General features: G+C 64.8%; 18 protein-coding genes. 9 read left to right on the forward strand and 9 right to left on the reverse strand.

From position 1 onward, the window contains the following. Positions 1 to 2: 2 nt before the first annotated feature. A complete protein-coding gene (locus BMI88_RS06195; protein WP_078546889.1) occupies positions 3 to 764 on the reverse strand; it encodes an IclR family transcriptional regulator in 762 nt (253 codons plus the stop codon). A 104-nt stretch (positions 765 to 868) separates the two neighbouring features. Here BMI88_RS06195 and BMI88_RS06200 point away from each other — a divergent pair, with 104 nt between their 5' ends. Genes BMI88_RS06200 through pcaF form a run of 3 tightly spaced genes read left to right on the forward strand, consistent with a single transcriptional unit; the run spans position 869 to position 3,469 of the window. After that, positions 869 to 1,591, forward strand: coding sequence for a 3-oxoacid CoA-transferase subunit A (locus BMI88_RS06200; protein ID WP_078546891.1), 723 nt, complete (start codon positions 869 to 871; stop codon positions 1,589 to 1,591). Beyond that, positions 1,588 to 2,271, forward strand: coding sequence for a CoA transferase subunit B (locus BMI88_RS06205; protein ID WP_078546893.1), 684 nt, complete (start codon positions 1,588 to 1,590; stop codon positions 2,269 to 2,271). Before BMI88_RS06200 ends, BMI88_RS06205 begins: the two co-directional genes overlap by 4 nt. After that, positions 2,264 to 3,469: a 3-oxoadipyl-CoA thiolase gene (pcaF, locus tag BMI88_RS06210; protein WP_078546895.1), complete on the forward strand. Its 1,206-nt coding sequence runs from the start codon at positions 2,264 to 2,266 to the stop codon at positions 3,467 to 3,469. Before BMI88_RS06205 ends, pcaF begins: the two co-directional genes overlap by 8 nt. Positions 3,470 to 3,645: 176 nt before the next feature. Here pcaF and pcaD read toward each other — a convergent pair whose 3' ends face one another. The 5 genes from pcaD to BMI88_RS06235 all read right to left on the reverse strand — a co-directional run bounded on the left by pcaD (position 3,646) and on the right by BMI88_RS06235 (position 8,752). Continuing rightward, positions 3,646 to 4,428, reverse strand: a complete 783-nt coding sequence (gene pcaD, locus BMI88_RS06215) for a 3-oxoadipate enol-lactonase (RefSeq protein WP_078546897.1) — start codon at positions 4,426 to 4,428, stop codon at positions 3,646 to 3,648. 339 nt (positions 4,429 to 4,767) lie between these two features. Beyond that, positions 4,768 to 5,781, reverse strand: coding sequence for a VOC family protein (locus BMI88_RS06220; protein ID WP_078546899.1), 1,014 nt, complete (start codon positions 5,779 to 5,781; stop codon positions 4,768 to 4,770). 35 nt (positions 5,782 to 5,816) lie between these two features. Then, positions 5,817 to 6,176, reverse strand: coding sequence for a 2-hydroxymuconate tautomerase (locus BMI88_RS06225; RefSeq protein ID WP_256376228.1), 360 nt, complete (start codon positions 6,174 to 6,176; stop codon positions 5,817 to 5,819). 132 nt (positions 6,177 to 6,308) lie between these two features. After that, positions 6,309 to 7,196 carry a LysR family transcriptional regulator gene (locus BMI88_RS06230; RefSeq protein WP_078546901.1) on the reverse strand — a complete coding sequence of 296 codons (888 nt, stop codon included), beginning with the start codon at positions 7,194 to 7,196 and terminating at the stop codon, positions 6,309 to 6,311. 89 nt (positions 7,197 to 7,285) lie between these two features. Beyond that, positions 7,286 to 8,752 (reverse strand): 2-hydroxymuconic semialdehyde dehydrogenase, encoded by a 1,467-nt coding sequence (locus BMI88_RS06235; protein ID WP_078546903.1) that lies wholly within the window; start codon positions 8,750 to 8,752, stop codon positions 7,286 to 7,288. 249 nt (positions 8,753 to 9,001) lie between these two features. On the opposite strand from BMI88_RS06235, the gene BMI88_RS06240 reads away from it, so the two are divergent. From BMI88_RS06240 to BMI88_RS06265, 6 genes are all read left to right on the forward strand, one after another. Beyond that, the gene (locus tag BMI88_RS06240; protein ID WP_281480153.1) at positions 9,002 to 9,802 is read left to right on the forward strand and encodes a fumarylacetoacetate hydrolase family protein; all 801 of its coding nucleotides are present in this window, start codon (positions 9,002 to 9,004) and stop codon (positions 9,800 to 9,802) included. Continuing rightward, entirely contained in the window at positions 9,799 to 10,605 is an 807-nt protein-coding gene (dmpH, locus tag BMI88_RS06245) for a 2-oxo-3-hexenedioate decarboxylase (protein WP_078546905.1), read from the forward strand. Before BMI88_RS06240 ends, dmpH begins: the two co-directional genes overlap by 4 nt. A gap of 22 nt (positions 10,606 to 10,627) precedes the next feature. Further along, entirely contained in the window at positions 10,628 to 11,545 is a 918-nt protein-coding gene (locus BMI88_RS06250) for an acetaldehyde dehydrogenase (acetylating) (protein WP_078546907.1), read from the forward strand. Beyond that, complete coding sequence (dmpG, locus tag BMI88_RS06255; RefSeq protein ID WP_078546909.1) at positions 11,542 to 12,618, forward strand: 4-hydroxy-2-oxovalerate aldolase; 1,077 nt, start codon at positions 11,542 to 11,544, stop codon at positions 12,616 to 12,618. Before BMI88_RS06250 ends, dmpG begins: the two co-directional genes overlap by 4 nt. A gap of 115 nt (positions 12,619 to 12,733) precedes the next feature. Next, positions 12,734 to 13,603 carry a transporter gene (locus BMI88_RS06260; protein ID WP_078546911.1) on the forward strand — a complete coding sequence of 290 codons (870 nt, stop codon included), beginning with the start codon at positions 12,734 to 12,736 and terminating at the stop codon, positions 13,601 to 13,603. 115 nt (positions 13,604 to 13,718) lie between these two features. Further along, complete coding sequence (locus BMI88_RS06265) at positions 13,719 to 14,606, forward strand: LysR family transcriptional regulator (RefSeq protein WP_078519240.1); 888 nt, start codon at positions 13,719 to 13,721, stop codon at positions 14,604 to 14,606. 27 nt (positions 14,607 to 14,633) lie between these two features. On the opposite strand, the gene BMI88_RS06270 is transcribed toward BMI88_RS06265, so the two are convergent. From BMI88_RS06270 to BMI88_RS06280, 3 genes are all read right to left on the reverse strand, one after another. Next, positions 14,634 to 15,269, reverse strand: a complete 636-nt coding sequence (locus tag BMI88_RS06270) for a glutathione S-transferase family protein (RefSeq protein ID WP_078546913.1) — start codon at positions 15,267 to 15,269, stop codon at positions 14,634 to 14,636. A 4-nt stretch (positions 15,270 to 15,273) separates the two neighbouring features. Next, on the reverse strand, positions 15,274 to 16,455 hold the full coding sequence (locus BMI88_RS06275; protein WP_078546915.1) for a muconate/chloromuconate family cycloisomerase: 1,182 nt from the start codon (positions 16,453 to 16,455) through the stop codon (positions 15,274 to 15,276). 88 nt (positions 16,456 to 16,543) lie between these two features. Further along, complete coding sequence (locus BMI88_RS06280) at positions 16,544 to 17,413, reverse strand: dioxygenase (protein ID WP_078546917.1); 870 nt, start codon at positions 17,411 to 17,413, stop codon at positions 16,544 to 16,546. Positions 17,414 to 17,423 lie beyond the last annotated feature (10 nt).

A 17,423-nucleotide genomic window follows, 5' to 3' on the forward strand; every position in this document is an offset into this window, starting at 1 on the left:
GCTCAGCGCAGCACCCGCCGTAGCCCCGTCTGTACCCGCGTGAGTTCCGGCAGATAGGTCTCGATCAGCGTCTCCGCCGGATCGGCGCTCGCCGCCATCCCGGTATTGAGCGCGGCCACGACCCGCCCATGCATGTCGTAAAGCGGCACCGCGATGGAGCGCAGCCCGATCTCCACCTCCTGATCGATCACCGCATAGCCGTCGCGGCGCACCTGATCTATGCGCGCGAGGATCTCGCCCGGATCGGTGAGGCTATAGGCCGTGCGCGGCGTCAGGTCCGAGGCCTCCACGGCGGCGCGGGCCTCCTCCGGGGGCAGGGCGGCCAGCAACACGCGTCCCATCGAGGTGCAATGCGCGGGCAGCCGCGACCCCGGCATCAGCCCGATCGACATCACCCGCCGCTGGGCGGCCCGCGCGAGATAGACGATCTCGGTGCCGTCGAGGATCGAGACCGAGCAGCTTTGCCCGATCCGATCCGTCAGCTGATCGAGCCACGGCTGCACGATCTGCGGCAGCGGCAGCGAGGCCAGCGCCCCCATCCCGAGCCGCAAGACCTTCGGCGTCAGCGTGAAGAACTTGCCGTCATATTCCGCGTAGCCCTCCGCGTTCAGCGTCAGCAGGCAGCGCCGCGCGGTGGCCCGGTCGAAGCCGGTGGCCTGCGCCACCTCGGCAATCGAGAGCCGCGGCGTCTCGGCCCCGAAACATTCGATGACGCGCAGGCCTTTCGCGAAAGAGGCGATGAAATCGGTCGGTTTGTTCAACATGCGAACAGGTTTTCGCGCGATGCGAACAAATGTCAAGATGCGCACGAAATCCATGGAAAGCCGTCCCACGCAGGTCTAAATCCGAGGCCTCAGGAGGACCGCAAATGGACAAGAGACTTTCCTCGCTGACCGAGGCCGTGGCCGATATTCAAGACGGCGCCACGGTTATGATCGGCGGCTTTGGCGGCTCGGGGGCCCCGATCGAACTGATCCACGCCCTGATCGACCGCTTTCTCGAAACCGGATCGCCCAAGGGGCTGACTGTGATTAACAACAACGCGGGCAATGGCCATGTCGGTATCGCCGCGATGATCGAGCAGGGTATGGTCAAGAAGATGATCTGCTCCTTCCCGCGCTCGGCCGATCCGACGGTGTTCACCGAACGCTATCTGGCGGGTGAGATCGAGCTGGAACTGGTGCCCCAAGGCACGCTGGCCGAACGTATCCGCGCAGGCGGCGCGGGCATTCCGGGCTTCTTCACGCCGACTTCCGTTGGCACCGATCTGGCCGAGGGCAAGCCGGTGCAGCAATTCGATGGCCGCGACTACGTGATGGAGCGCTGGCTCAAGGCCGATCACGCGCTGATCAAGGCCGAGCAGGGTGACGCGCTTGGCAACCTGACCTACCGGATGGCCGCGCGCAACTTCTCGCCGCTGATGGCGACGGCGGCAGAAAAGGTCGTCGTTCAGGTGACCAAGGCAGTTGAGCCGGGCGAGATCGACCCGGAAGTCATCGTCACCCCGGGCATCTTCGTGGATGCGATCGTCGAGGTCGCCAACCCCGCCCAGGAAGAAGAGTTGAACCGCGCCGGAGCCCATCACCCATGACCCAGAAACTGAGCAATGCACAGATCGCCTGGCGCGCCGCCCAGGACATCGAGGACGGCGCCTATGTGAACCTCGGGATCGGCTTTCCCGAGATGGTCGCGCGCTTCCAGCCCGAGGGCCGCGAGGCGATCTTTCACACGGAAAACGGCGTGCTCGGCTTCGGCCGCGCGCCCGAGCCCGGTCAGGAGGACTGGGACCTGATCAATGCCGGGAAAAAGGCGATCACGCTGAAACCCGGCACCGCGTTTTTCCACCATGCCGACAGCTTCGCGATGGTGCGCGGCGGGCATCTCGACGTGGCGATACTCGGCGCTTACCAAGTCGCCGAAAGCGGCGATCTGGCGAACTGGTCGACCGGGCCGAAAGGCGTGCCGGCTGTGGGCGGGGCGATGGACCTCGTGCATGGCGCCAAGCGCGTGGCTGTCATCACCGATCACGTCACCAAGAAGGGCCAGCCGAAGCTGGTCGAGAGCTGCACCTTCCCGCTGACCGGTGTGGGCTGCGTGACCCGCGTCTATACGTCGCTCGCCGTGGTGGACGTCGTGGATGGCCGCTTCGTCCTACGCGAAAAGCTCCCCGCGATCTCGATGGAGGAGCTGCAATCCGTCACCGGTGCGACCCTCCATGTCGAGGGCGAGGTGGGTGATCTGATCTGTCCCGAGGAGTTGGCCGATGCGTGACGCTTATATCTGCGACTATATCCGAACCCCGATCGGCCGTTTCGGCGGCGCGCTGGCGCCTGTCCGTGCCGACGATCTGGGGGCGATCCCGCTGAAAGCCCTGATGGCGCGCAACACGGGCGTCGATTGGGAAGCGGTCGAGGATGTGATCTTCGGCTGCGCCAATCAGGCGGGCGAAGACAACCGCAACGTGGCCCGCATGTCGGCGCTGCTCGCGGGTCTGCCGGTGAATGTGCCGGGGACGACGATCAACCGGCTCTGCGGCTCTGGGATGGATGCCATCGTCACTGCCGCGCGCGCGATCAAGGCGGGCGAGGCCGATCTGATGATCGCGGGCGGCGTCGAGAGCATGTCGCGCGCGCCCTTCGTGATGCCCAAGGCCGAGGCCGCCTATAGCCGCGCCAATGCGGTCTATGACACGACCATCGGCTGGCGCTTCGTGAACAAGCTGATGAAAGACGCTCATGGCGTCGACTCGATGCCCGAGACGGCGGAGAACGTGGCCGATGATTTCGGCGTGAGCCGCGAAGATCAGGACGCCTTCGCGCTGCGCTCGCAAGCAAGTGCCGCGAAGGCGATGGAAGAGGGCCGTCTGGCCGAGGAAATCACCCCGGTCACGATCCCGCAGCGCAAGGGCGAGCCGGTCGTGGTCGACACTGACGAACATCCGCGCCCCGGCACCACGCTGGACGCGCTGACCAAGCTGCGGCCCATCGTGCGGCCTGACGGCACGGTCACGGCAGGCAATGCGTCCGGCGTGAATGATGGCGCGGCGGCGCTGATCATCGCCTCCGAGGATGCCGTGCGCAAACACGGGCTGACGCCGCTGGTGAAGATCTCCGGCGGGGCCGCAGCTGGCGTGCCGCCGCGGATCATGGGCTTCGGGCCCGCGCCTGCGTCGAAGAAGCTGATGGCGCGGCTGGGGCTGACGCAGGACGCCTTCGACGTGATCGAGCTGAACGAGGCCTTTGCGAGCCAAGGTCTCGCCACGCTACGCGATCTCGGCATTGCGGATGACGATGCCCGCGTGAACCCCAATGGCGGCGCGATCGCGCTTGGCCATCCCTTGGGCATGTCGGGCGCGCGGATCACCGGCACGGCAGCGCTGGAACTGGTGCGCCGCAAGGGCCAACGGGCACTTGCCACGATGTGCATCGGCGTGGGTCAAGGCATCGCCGTGGCGCTGGAGGCGGTGTAGAGAGCTGCGCCCGGTACGCGCCGAAGGCGCAGGGCGCGCGCCGGTCCGTTCCGACGGGCTGGCGCATCTGCAGCCGGGCGCGCCGCCTCAATGATGGAGGGGCGTGGCTGGCATCAATCGCTAAAGCGGAAAAGTCGCGCGCGCCATCCCACGGACCGGCGCGCGCCCTGCTTGGCTCAGGTCTTGTGCAAGAAATCCTTCAGCAGCGCCGCGACCGCCTCGGGCTGCTCGTAACAGGGCAGGTGGCCCGCATTCGCGATCTCGTGGAACGCGGCGCCGCACAGCTCTGCCGTGGCGCGCACCAGATCGGGCGGGGTCGAGGCGTCATCCGCACCCGTCATCGCCATCACCGGCAGTGTCAGCGCCCGTGTCGCCTCGGTCTGATCGGCCCCGGCAATCGCCGCGCAGCAGCCCGCATAGCCCTCGTCGGGCCCACGTTCGAGCATGTTGCGGCAGAGCGCGAACTCCGCCGGGTGGGCCTCGGCGAAACCGGGCGCGAACCAGCGTGCGAGGATCGCGTCGGAGATGCTCGCGATCCCGTCGCGGCGCACATTGGCGATCCGCTCGTTCCACATCTCGGGCGTGCCGATCTTGGCGGCGGTGTCCATCAGGACGAGCGCGCGCAGAAGATCAGGACGTCGCGCGGCGAGGCTCTGCCCGATCAGCCCGCCGATCGAGAGGCCGATAAAGGTCACATCCCGAAGCCCGAGCGCATCGCAGATCGCGGCGGCATCGCCCGAGAGGTCCTCGATGCTGTAGGGGCCGGGCGGGCAATCGCTCAGCCCATGCCCGCGCTTGTCGAAGCGGATCAGCCGCAGTCCCTCGGGCAGATGCGGGATCAGCGCCTCCCAGAGCCGCAGATCGCTGCCGAGCGAATTGCCGAACATCACCACGCGCCCGTCGCGCGGGCCTTCGTCGAGAATGTGGAGCGTCACCCCGTCATGGGTCAGTGCGTGCATGAAAGCCTCCTCTTTGCGGGAGGTTGTAGCGCGCGGGACGGGGGAAGGAAAACATACCGCGGAGGTATCGGGGATTACCCGGGTGATACCTGATGCGGAGGTGGCGCCGGGATCTACTGGCGCGGGGCGACCAGCCCCGGGCCGCGCCCGACCTCCCCCCGGGAGGGCGCATTGGCGAAGGCGTCGCGGGTATAACCGGTCTACGGGCTTGCGAGATAAAGCGCCAAGCCTCAGAGCGCGTACAGCGCCCACCCGAGGTCGGGCGCGGCCCTTTCCGCACCAAAAACCAAAAAGGCCACCCCCGAGGGGATGGCCAGTCTCCGAAATCGCGGAGAGGTATTACTCGGCCGGCTCGGCCACTTCGTCCTTGGTCTCCGCGTCGGCCATCGCGGCCTCGACGATGGGCGTGCCATAGACGAAGAAGTCCTGCGGAAGCTCGCCGCCGAACCAGACGCCGCCGCCGTTGAAGAAGTTGCTCTCGTCCCAGGTCAGCGTCTTCCAGTCCGGATCGAAGATCAGGTAGCCGGTGTCGCCGAACAGCTCGATGCGGTTGCCGCCGGGCTCGTAGACATACATGAAATAGGCCTGAGAGACGCCGTGCTTGGCCGGGCCCGCTTCGATCGTGACATCGTATTCCTGCAAGATATCGGCAAGGTCGAGCATCTGACCCTGATTGCCATACCAGAAGGCGACATGGTGCAGACGGTTGCCGGGGCCAGCCTGATCCTTGGTGAAGGCGACCTCGTGCACGAGCGGGCTGACCGAGAACCACGCCGCCAGCTCGTCCGAGCCACCGAAGACCACGTTCTCACGCTTGAGGAAGCCGAGATTGTCCTGCAGGAACTTACCGTTCTTGGTCACGTCCGAGCAGAGCAGGTTGACGTGGTCGAGACGACGCACCGGCACCCCGCGCAGCGGGCGTTTCTGGGCGCGCGAGAGCAGCTTCGATTTCAGCTCTGCCGGGGCCTCGTAATACTCGACCTCCCAGAACAGGTGCTGCTTGTGACCGTCCGGCGTGGTGAATTCATAGGCGCGGCCGTAGCCCTTGTGGCCCTCGACCCATTTCCCCGGATTGTCGGAGGCCTCTAGCACGGCCACGCGACGCTCCAGCGCCTGCGGCGAGGAGGCGCGCCAACCGACCATGCCGATCCCGGCCTTGTCCGAGCGCGTCAGCTTCAGCGAGTGGTGATAGCGGTCCTCGTAGCCGCGCAGGTAGCAGGATTTGCCGTCATCCTCGGTGGGGGTCATGCCCAGAACATCGTGGAAGAACCAGAAGCTTTCCTCGAATTTGGGGGTGAAGAGTTCGATGCAGGCAAGCTGCGCGATATCGTGGATCTGTTCCTGAAAGCTCATGGTGTCCTCCCTAAAGCTCGATAAGGTGAATGCGGTCAGTTTGCGGGGGCCTTCTCGTGGCCGTTGGTCGGGGCTGTGCCGTTCGAGGCGGCGGCGGGTTGCTCGCTCGCTTCGGCATATTTCGGCTCGCCCGCGACCGCGTAATGGCCCGAGCGCAGCTCGTTGAGCATGATCCGAACGGCCTGCGGCTTGACGCCCAGCGTCTCGACCGCCGCGCGCGTGACCTCGCGCATCAGCGCTTCTTTCTGCGCCTCGGTGCGGCCTTCCATAAGGTTGATCTGGATTACCGGCATGACTGCTCCTCTATCCCGGGACGCGCCCTCATTCCCCGCGTGTCGGGGCCTCCTCGGCGTGTCCGTGGAACGAGATTGGGGCAGAAACGGCGATACGATCAAATACCATTTAGTCCGGGTTTCGATACCGAAGGCGCATCGCTCCGGGTAAGAGCAAACCCGTCAAATGGCATGATGCAGTACCCGGATCGCGTCCGGTCTGTCGCATGAAGAACGTTTTTCAAGTGGCGGAATTTATTGACTTAAACTGCGTGCGACTTCTAGGAAGTTCGCGACGATCGGGGACGTGTCACCCTCTCGCGAGATGCAGGAGATATCGACCCGCGCGGTCTCGCTCACATCACTGATCGGCAGGCATTTCACGCCCTCCATGATGACCGATGTGATCGATTGCGGGACGACCGAGACGCCGAACCCCGCCGCCACCAGCGCCATCGCGGTGAAGCCGTCGCCCACGACCTGCGCGACATTGGGCGCGAAGCCTGCCTCGTGGCACAGCCCGGTGACCTTTTCGACGAACCCCTGCGCGCGGCTGGCGGGAAACAGCATCATCGGTTCGCGCGCCAGTTCCGACAGCGCGACGCTCTCGCGATCCGCGAAAGGCCCCGGATCGGGCACGACGATATAGAGTGGCTCCGAGGCCAGCTCCTCGATCACAAGTCCCGGCACCGGCGTCAGCATCCGGTTGAAGCCCAGATCGATCGAGCGGTTCTGCAGCCCCTCGATCTGCGCCAGCTTGTCGAGCGCATGCATCACCACTTTCACATCCGGGTAGCGGCGTTTGAATTCGAGAATGATGCGCGGGATGAAGCTGAGGATCGCGGTGCCGAAGATCGCGATGTCGATCCGGCCAAGCCCGCCCTCGGACGCCCGGTGCACCCGGTCCGCCGCCTGATCGAGCAACGCCGCGATGTTGCGCGCCTCATCGAGAAACAGCGCGCCCGCCTGCGTCAGCTCCACGCCGCGCGGCGTGCGGTTGAAGAGCTGCGCGCCGAGCTGTTCCTCAAGTGCCTGAATCTGGCGGGTGATCGGGGGCTGGGAGACATGCAGCCGTTCGGCCGCGCGACCGAAATGCAGCTCCTCGGCCACGGCGATGAAATAGCGAAGCTGGCGCAGGTTCATGGCAATCCCTTTCCGCGTCCACAGTTACGCGAACGCGCGCCCCGGGCAAGCCGGGACGCGCGCACAAGCCTTGAGACGAGGGAGGACGCTCACAGCTTGAGGCAGAGGTTCGTCCGCTCGGTGTAGAATTCGAGCGAATGCACCCCGCCTTCGCGCCCGATCCCGGAGGATTTCGAGCCTCCGAAGGCCGTGCGCAGATCACGAAGGAACCACGAATTGACCCAGACGAGACCGGCCTCCATCTGCCCGCCGACGCGATGCGCGCGGCTGAGGTTTTCGGTGAGGATCGTGGCCGACAGCCCGTAATTGGTGTCATTGGCCATCGCGATCACCTCGTCTTCGCTGTCGAAGGGCTGGATGTGGCAGCAGGGGCCGAAGATTTCCTCGCGCACGATGGGGCTGTCCTCGGGCAGACCGGTCCAGATCGTGGGCTCGACGAAGAAGCCCCCGTTGCGATAGTCGCCTTCGGGGAAGTCGGGAACGCCGCCGCCGGTGATGATCTGAGCGCCCAGATCGGCGGCGTTTTTGTAATAGCTCAGCACCTTTTCGCGATGCTCGGCCGAGATCAGCGGGCCGATGGTCGCGCCGTCGGTGTCCGGGCCGCCCTGGATCAGAGCTTCCGCGCCCGCTTTCAGACGGCTGACGAATTCCTCGAAGACGGGGCGTTCGACATAAATCCGCTCGGTGCCCAGACAGACCTGCCCGGTATTGGCGAAACACGAGCGCATCGTGACCTCGATCGCCTTGTCCATATCCGCATCGGCAAAGACGATAGCAGGGTTCTTGCCGCCCAGCTCGAACGACACATCGCGCAGCCCCACCGCGGCCTGTTTCATGATCGCCTCGCCGGTGCGGGTCTCGCCGGTGAAGGTGATGCCGTTGACGCCCGGATGCTGGGTCAACAACTCGCCCGCGCTTTCCGGCCCGAAGCCGTGGATCACGTTATAGACGCCTTTCGGGATGCCCACCTCGTTCATCACCTCGCCCAGCAGGGTCGCGGTGGCGGGGCTTTCCTCGGAGGGTTTCACGACGACCGTATTGCCACAAGCCAGCGCCGGACCGACTTTCCACGTCATCAGCAGGAACGGCGCGTTCCAGGGCGAGATCACCCCGATAACCCCTTTCGGGCGATGCAGTTCGAGATTGGCCGCGCCCGTGCCGTCGGGCGTATCCATGTGGAAATACTCGCCGCCCGTGTTCTTCAGCATCTCCGCGAAGATCCGGAAGTTCGCCGCGCCGCGCGGGATCTCGACCTTCTCGGCGAAACCGCGGGTGTGGCCGGTGTCCTGTACTTCCGCTTCCATGAAATCGGCCTTGCGCGCGTCGATCGCGTCGGCGAGCTTCATCAACAGATCGCAGCGCTGCGCCTTCGGCATCTTGCCCCAGGGGCCTTTCAGCGCCGCCTGTGCCGCCTCCACCGCGTCATTCACATCCTCGGCCAGTGCCTCATGCACATCGGCGATCTTCTTGCCGGTCGAGGGGGAAATCTTATCGAAGGTCTTGCCCGATTGCGCGGCGCGGTATTCGCCGTCGATGAAGAGCTTATGCGTGGTCATATCGTCCTCCCGTGAGCCACCTCTTGGGCGACAAGCTAGGCAACCCGGCCGATACGCTCCAATGCTTTTGCATCCCGCACGCGATACCGTTTTTGCATGATGCCGCATCGGGGCGCGATGCAAAACCCGTATCAAGCCCGGCCCGTCAAAGTATTGGAGCGTATCGCGCCGCCGTCTTAGCCTTGATCCGGAGGCAGCCCGTATCGGTTCCACGAGACCGACGCAGATGAGGGCCGCGACGGAGGACATATGCTGGACAGCACCAAGATCGAGAGCTTGGGCGATGCGCTGTATGACGCGCTGCGCTCGGGCCGACCGACCCAGAAAATCAGCGCGCTCGAACCCGAGAGCGACATCGAGGACGCCTATCGCATCCAGTTGCGGATGCTGGAGCGGCGTCTGGAGGCGGGCGACGCGGTCGTCGGCAAGAAGATCGGCCTGACGAGCCGCGCCATTCAGGACGCGCTTGGCGTCTATCAGCCCGATTTCGGGCAGGTGACGAAGCGGATGCTGTTTGAGGATGGCGCGGCGATCGACCTCAGCAAGCTGATGCAGCCGCGTTTGGAGGGCGAGCTGGCCTTCCGCCTGAAGGAAGACCTGATCGGGCCGGGCGTGACCGTGACGGATGTGATCCGCGCCACCGAGTATGTGACGCCCTGTTTCGAGATCGTCGACACGCGCTTCGAGGATTGGCAGATCAAGATTCAGGACACCGTGGCGGACAATGCGTCCTGCGGCGTGTTCGTGCTGGGCGAGGCCAAGGCCGATCCGCGCGATCTGGACCTGAGCCTCGCGGGCATGGTGATCGAGAAGAACGGCGAAGTCGTCGCCACCGGGGCCGGGGCTGCGGTGCAGGGCTCGCCGGTGATGGCGGTCGCGTGGCTTGCCAACACTCTGGGCCGTCTGGGGATCCCGCTGAAGGCCGGTGAGATCATCCTGTCGGGCGCGCAGGCGCCGCTGCTGGCCGTCACGGATGGCGATCATTTCACTTGCGAGATCGCGGGCATCGGCTCGTGCGAGATGCGTTTTGCCGGGAGGGCGATGGTATGAGCCTCGATCAACCGAAAACCGTCGATGAGGAAACGATCATCCGCATGGCCGAGCGCGTCGAGACCGCGCAGCGCTACGCGGTGCCGATCCGCAAGCTGACCGAGGATTACCCCGATCTGAGCATCGCCGACGCTTACCGCGTCCAGACCGCGCTGCGGCGCAATCTGGAGAAGAAGGGCGAGCGCGTGATCGGCTGGAAAGCGGGCCTGACCTCGAAGCCGAAGATGGCGCAGATGGGGGTCTCGACCCCCGGCGTGGGCTTTCTGACCGATGCGATGGAGCGTCCGGCGAACTCGAAGATTACCGTCAGTGACATGATCCACCCGCGGGTCGAGGCCGAGATCGCCTTTGTCACCAACAAGGAGCTGTCGGGCAAGGTCACGCGCGACGAGGTGCTGGCCGCCACCGATTACGTCCAGCCCGCGCTGGAGGTCATCGACTCGCGCTTCACCGGGTTCAAGTTCGACCTGGAATCGGTGCTGGCCGACAATTCCAGCTCGGCGCGCTTCGTGCCGGGCGGGCGGATGATCCGCCCCGATGCGCTCGATCTGCGGACCGTGGGCGTGGTGCTCGAACATAACGGCGAGATCGCCCAGATCGGTGCGGGCGCCGAGGTGCTGGGCCACCCGGCCGAGGCGATCGCGATGCTGGTCGGCGTTCTCGATGACATGGGCGAGGTTCTACCTTCGGGCAGCTTCGTGATGGCCGGCGCGATCACCGCCGCCGTGGCCGTCAAACCCGGCGATTCCATCACCGCGAGATTTTACGAGATGGGCTCGATCACGGTGAGTTTCACCGAGTGATCCCGAGCCAAGGAGGTTCAAGATGAACAAGATCAAATGTGCCCTGATCGGGTCGGGCAATATCGGCACTGACCTGATGTTCAAGCTGCTGCGCTCGGACGTGTTGGAGCCGGTCTGGATGGTGGGCATCGACCCCAATTCCGACGGGCTCAAGCGCGCGAAGGAGAAGGGGTTGAAGGTCACCCATGAAGGCGTCGACGGGCTGCTGCCCCATGTCGAGGCAGACGGTATCCAGATCGCTTTTGACGCGACCTCGGCCTATGTCCATGCGGAAAACTCGCGCAAGCTCAATGAGCTGGGCGTGTTCATGGTCGACCTGACGCCTGCCGCGATCGGCCCCTTATGCGTGCCGCCGGTGAACCTCGGCGATCTGGCGAAAGCGACGCCGATGAACGTCAACATGATCTCCTGCGCGGGTCAGGCGACGATCCCGATCGTTTCCGCCGTGGGCGCGGTGCAGACGGTCGAATATGCCGAGATCATCGCCTCGCTCAGCTCGAAATCCATCGGGCCGGGCACGCGGGCGAACCTTGATGAATTCACCTTCACCACCTCGAACGCGATCGAGAAGGTGGGCGGTGCGAAGAAGGGCAAGGCGCTCGCGATCATCAACCCCGCCGACCCGCCGATGATCATGCGCAACACGATCTATTGCGAAGTCGATGGCGAGCCGGACAGGGAGGCGATCACCAAATCCGTCAAGGAGATGATCGCGCAGGTCCAGAAATACGTCCCCGGCTACAAGCTGGTGAACGGCCCCGATTTCGACGGCAATCGCGTCGCGGTCTTCATGGAGGTCGCAGGGCTTGGCGACTACCTGCCGACCTATGCGGGCAATCTCGACATCATGACGGCGGCGGCGGCACGCACCGCCGAGATGTTCGCCGAGCGGATCCTCGACGGGTCGATGGAACTCAAGAAACTGGAGCCGGCACAATGACCTCAGAGAGCGTGATCCAACAGAAAGTGAAATCCGGCCTCGAGGGCCGCAAGGTCAAGCTGCACGACATGTCCCTGCGCGACGGGATGCATGCCAAGCGCGAGCAGATCCCGGTCGAGATGATGGTGAAGATCGCCAAGGGTCTCGATGCGGCGGGCGTGCCTTACATGCAGGTCACCCATGGCGCGGGTCTGGGTGGCAACTCGATCCAGCATGGCCGCGCGCTGGCGTCCAACGCGCAATATATCTCGGCGGTCGCCGAGGTGGTGAAGCAGGCGGTAATTTCGGTGCTGCTGATCCCCGGTCTCGGCACGATGAAAGAGCTGGAAGAGGCCTATCAGTGCGGCGCGCGTTCGGTCCATGTCGCGACCCATTGCACCGAGGCCGACACCTCGCCGCAGCATATCGCCTTCGCGCGCAAGCTCGGGATGGATGCGTCGGGCTTTTTGATGATGTCGCATCTGAATTCGGCCGAAGGGCTGACCGAACAGGCGCTCCTGATGGAGAGCTATGGCGCCAACACCGTCTATGTCACGGACTCGGCGGGCGCGATGCTGACGCATGAGGTCACCCATGCGATCGCGATGATGCGCGATGCGCTGAAATCGGAAACCGAGATCGGCTTCCACGGTCACCACAATCTCGGTCTCGGTATCGCGAACTCCATCGCCGCCATCGGTGCGGGCGCGACGCGGATCGACGCCTCGCTGGCGGGGCTGGGCGCGGGCGCCGGCAATGCGCCGATCGAGGTGCTGGCCGCAGTCTGTGACCGGATGGAGATCGAGACCGGCTCCGACACCTTCGCGCTGATGGATTTGGCCGAGGATGTCGTGGTCCCGTTCATGGATCACGTTGTCCGCGCCGACCGCGAGGCGCTGACGCTGGGCTTTGCCGGGGTCTATTCGACCTTCCTGCTGCCCGCGAAACGCGCAGGCGAGCGCTTCGGCATCCCGGCGCGCGATATCCTTGTCGAACTGGGCCGCAAGAAGATGATCGGCGGTCAGGAAGACATGATCCAGGACACCGCAATGACCATGGCGCGCGAACGCGGCCTGCTGAAGGAGAGCGCCTGACAGATCCTTTCCGCGCGTCGGTCCCAACGGCGCGCGGAAAGCCGGACCGGGTAGGGGAAGAGGAGCCCTTACGCCCGGAGCGACCGGACCAGAGAAACGCGAAGGGAGGAAATCCATGAAACTGAAACGCGCCGCGCTCGCTTTGAGCGCGCTGATGTCGCTTGCCGCATTGCCGGCCCATGCCATCGACGTGGCCCCGGGGGATTACAACATCCTGCCGCCCGGCACGAATATCGGGCTGCTCTATCTGCAGCACCAGAGCGCCGATACGTTCGAGCTTGGCGGGACGAAGGTGCCCGACAGCAAGGCCAAGGTGAATGTGATGGTCCTGCGCGGGCTGCATTATTCCGAAGCCTTCGGGATGCCTGCGCTCTATCAGGCGGTGTTGCCGATCGTGAATTTCGACACCGCGCGGATCGGCGGTGGAGACATGCCGACCAAATCGGGCGTGGGCGATCTGACGCTGGGCTTCTCGGTCTGGCCGGTACAGCCGGCGAACCCCGAGACCGGAACCACGCTGGGCGTGACCGCCTTCGTGACCGCGCCCACGGGGCGGTATGACGCGGCGAAGGTCAGCGCGGGCTCGGGGACGTGGACGCTGACGCCGCAGATCGGGTTCATTCAGGGGCTCGGGCAGGGGCTCTATTTCGACGCGATGGCCGATGTGGCGGTCACGATGGACCACACGGAGAGCGGCCAGAAGATCGAGCGCAGCCCCGCCACGCAGGTTCAGGCCTATCTGCGCAAGCAATTCGGGCAGAAAACCTCCGTGTCCTTCGGTCTGTCCTCGCAGCGCGGCGGCAAGATCAAGGTGGGCGGCACCGATACCGGCCAGCGCACCGAGCGCGATCAGATCCGCCTCTACGCCAATACTTTCGTCACCCCGACCGTCCAGGTGCAGGGGATGCTGGCGAAGGACGTGAACAGCGATGGCGGGTTCCGCAACGACGTGGTCGCGGAGCTGCGTTTCCTGAAGGTCTTCTGATCCTCCCCGGCCGGGCGCGAGCCCTCATTCGTGCCCGGCATTATCCAATACCTTTTGCGATAGTGAGGAGGGTTCCGTTATGACCTATATGGTATCAACGGGAGGAGGCGTGTGAATGGACTTCAAGCGGCTCAAATATTTCCTCGCGGTGGCCGAGGAATTGCATTTCGGACGCGCGGCGAACCGGCTCGATATCGCGCAGCCGCCGCTGTCGCGCCAGATCGCGGCGCTGGAGGCCGAGCTGGAGGTGCAGCTCTTCGACCGCTCGCGCAGCCAGATCCGGCTGACGCAGGCGGGCGAGGTGTTGCAGGATCACGCGCGGCAATTGCTCGAACGGCTGGATGCGGCCTATCGCGAGACGAAGATGGTGGGTTCCGGTGCGGGCGGGCGGCTGCGGATCGCCTTTGTCGGATCGGCCTCGCATGGGGTGCTGCCGACGCTGATCAAATCCTACCGATCCTTCTACCCGGAGGTCGAGCTGCAGCTCTCGGCGATGAACAATGCCGAGCTGCACACTGCGCTTGTGAGCCGCGAGATCGACATTGCGGTGGCGCGGCCGATCCTCGATGACGAGGAGTTCCGCCGCGAGCCGCTCTGCACCGAGCCGCTGATCCTCGCGCTGCCCGACAATTCCGACCTCGGCACCCGCGCCGAGATCCATTTCGCCGACCTCGCAGATAAGACCTTCGTGCTCTATCCGCGCAAGCCCCGGCCCAGCTATGCCGATGTCGTGCTGGATATCTGCGCGCGGGAAGGGTTCAAGCCGAAGGCCGTCGATCTCGCGCAGGATTTCCAGTCCGCGATCAGCCTCGTCTCGGTCGGCGTGGGGATCGCGGTGGTGCCGCAATCTGTTTCGCGTACGCAGCGCCCCGGCGTGATCTTCCGGCCCTATAAGGGCTATAATCCGGGGACCGGGCTGACCGTGCATGCGCGGCTCGACAATCGCGCGCCGCAGGTGATGCACTTTCTGGAAGTCACGCGGAAATTCGCGCGCAAACAGTAGGTTGTGGCGCGAAGTTGAAGTGATACGTTAAGTCGGGCGCGGGTCGTCGCGGAAGGTCGTGGCCTGCACCGACGGGCGTTCGGCAAAGCGTGCGTGCCACTGCGCCAGCGCCGGACGGCCCTCGCGCCAGCCCTCACCCTCGAAGCGGAAATCGAGATAGCACAACGCGACGCCGATGCTCAGATGACCGATGTCGAAGGGCCGCTCGGTCAGGCGCGGGGCGTGGTCTTCGAGCCAATCCGCAACCCGGTTCATCTTGGTCCGGTAGACGGCGAGCATCTGCTCGGACCGCTGTTCCTCGGGCCGCATCTTCAGCTCCACAAGCCATGGCAGCGCCACATCCAAGAGCCCTGTTCCCTGCGCCTCGTCGCGCTCGGCCTCGAGCCGCGCGGCGGGATCGGCGGGGAAAAGCTGCGGGCCGTCCGCGCTTTCCAGATCGGCCCATTCGCAGACCACATGGCTGTCGAACAGCACGCGGCCGTCCTCCAGCTCCAGCGTCGGGATCTTCGACAGCGGGTTGATCGCCATCAGCCCCTCATGCGGGATCATCGGATCGGCATGGGTGCGCACGGTCTCGACTTGATCGGCCAGACCTTTCTCATGCAGCGCGACCATCGCTTTGCGGACGTAAGGCGAGCGCGGGGACCAGTGCAGGATCGGCATCGGTTTAGCCCTTCCGCGCGACGGAGGCCAGCACGTCCTCGTTCACCGTGATCCCGAGGCCGGGGCCGGTTGGGCAATGGACGTGGAAATCTGCGAAGCGGATCTCGCCGCCGGTGAGGTCCGTTTTCAGGATCTTCGGGCCGAAATGCTCGCAGCCCCATTCGAGCCGGGGCAGGGTGGAGAACACGGCAAGATGCGCCGCGGCGCCGATGCCGCTCTCGATCAGGCAGCCGCCATACAGCTCCATCCCGCAAGCCTGCGCGATCCCGGCGGCGCGCTTGATTTCATTCAGACCACCCGATTTCACAAGTTTCAGCGAATAGACGGAACCGGCTGCAGCGATGCCGTTGGCGATAATATCGGGGCCGGTGAAAGCGGCTTCGTCCACCATGATCGGGATCGCGGCGCGCGCGGCCACGCGGGCAGTCGCGGCGATCAGACCGGGGCGGAGCGGCTGTTCGATCAACGACACGCCCATCTCGGCCAGCTGCGGCAGGTAGCGGATCGCGACTGCCTCGGTCCAGCCCTGATTGACGTCGACGATGATCTCGGTGGCTTTGCCCTCCAGCGCCGAGACGATCTTGCGTAGGCGGATCATGTCCTGATCGGGTGTGTTGAAGCCCAGCTTGATCTTGAAGCGGCGATGCTCGCGCGCGTCGAACTTGCGGTTGGCTTCCTCAATCTCCTGATCGGCATCGCCCGAGGCCAGCGCCCAGATCACCTCGATCTTGTCGCGCACCGCACCCCCCATCAGGACCGCGACCGGCAGGTCGAGCGAGTGCCCGGCGGCATCGTAGAGCGCGGCATCCACCGCGGCGCGCGCGGCGTTGTTACGGCTCGCGGCCTTGGCCATCTTGGCGGCATTCAGCTCGAAATCGAGCGCATTCGCACCCGCCAGCGCCGGGGCCAGATACGTGTCGATATTGGCCTTCATCGCCTCGACGCTCTCTTCGGCCCAGCGGGGGCCGCCCAGCGTCGAAGCCTCGCCCCAACCGACCGATCCGTCGGCCAGTTCGGCACGCACGATCACATAGGACTGGAAGTTGATTTCCGTGTTGGACAGCTTGTGACGCCGGGTCGTCGGGCAATCGACGATCATCGTCTCGATCTTCGCGATCTGGCGACCCGCATGGGCGTCCGCGCCCTGAAAATGATCTGCGAGTTTCGCAACGCCGGGCGTAGTCATCGGCTCTGTCCTTCGAAATATGTCATTGGTCTTCAAGGTAAATCCGGCGCCGCGCGTGCGGCGCCGGGAACTCTTTACGCCACTCGGATCATTCCGCGGCCATCGCCTGAGCCTGATTGCCCAGCGTGAAGTCGAAGCGCAGGACCAGATCGGTGTCCGAACCTTCGGGCGCCTTCTCGAACTTGCCGATCAGGTCCTCTTTCACGGCGAAGACCGAGTCGCTGTCGAGATAGTCGCTATCGGCGTCGTAGATCTGCGAGATCAGCGGGCGGTAGCCCTCGCGCGTGACCATCATGTGGATATGGCCCGGACGCATGCAGTGGTGGCCCATGTAGCGGATCAGCTCGCCCGCGGTCTCGTCGCCGGGGATCGGGTAGGGCACGGGGCGGATCGCGACGAAGGCGTAATGCCCGTTCTCGTCGCTCTCGAAGCGGCCGCGCAGGTTGTATTCGGGCTGATCGGGGTCGTGGTTCTCGTAAAGACCGTTCGGCGCGTCTTCCCAGACGTCGATGATCGCGCCGGGGATCGGGTTGCCCTTGTTGTCGCGGATATAGCCCTCGACATAGACGGTTTCCTGACCCTCGAAGTTCTTCTGAACGGTCGAGGCGCCTTTCGGCATCACCGGAGCGTTCTCGCGGAAGAACGGCCCGAGCACGGTCGAGACGGTCTCGTCGCCCGAGATCGGGTTCGAGAGCATGTCGACCAGAACTTCGACGCCGAGAATGTCGCCCAGCAGGATGAATTCCTGACGCTTGTCCGAGCACAGCGCACCGGCGCGGCCCAGATAGTCGCAGGCATAGAGAAATTCGTCATGGGTCAGGTTCACGTCTTTGCAGAACCCGTGCAGATGCTTGATCAGGCTTTCCATGATCTCGCGCTGGCGCGGCTCGAGCGTGGCGTGCTGGCCCAGCGAGTCGATGACCACATCGGTCACATTATCCACGGTTACGTTGCGCATAAGTCTCCTC

This window comes from Thioclava sp. F36-6 (assembly GCF_002020305.1).
GTDB classification, from domain to species: domain Bacteria; phylum Pseudomonadota; class Alphaproteobacteria; order Rhodobacterales; family Rhodobacteraceae; genus Thioclava; species Thioclava sediminum.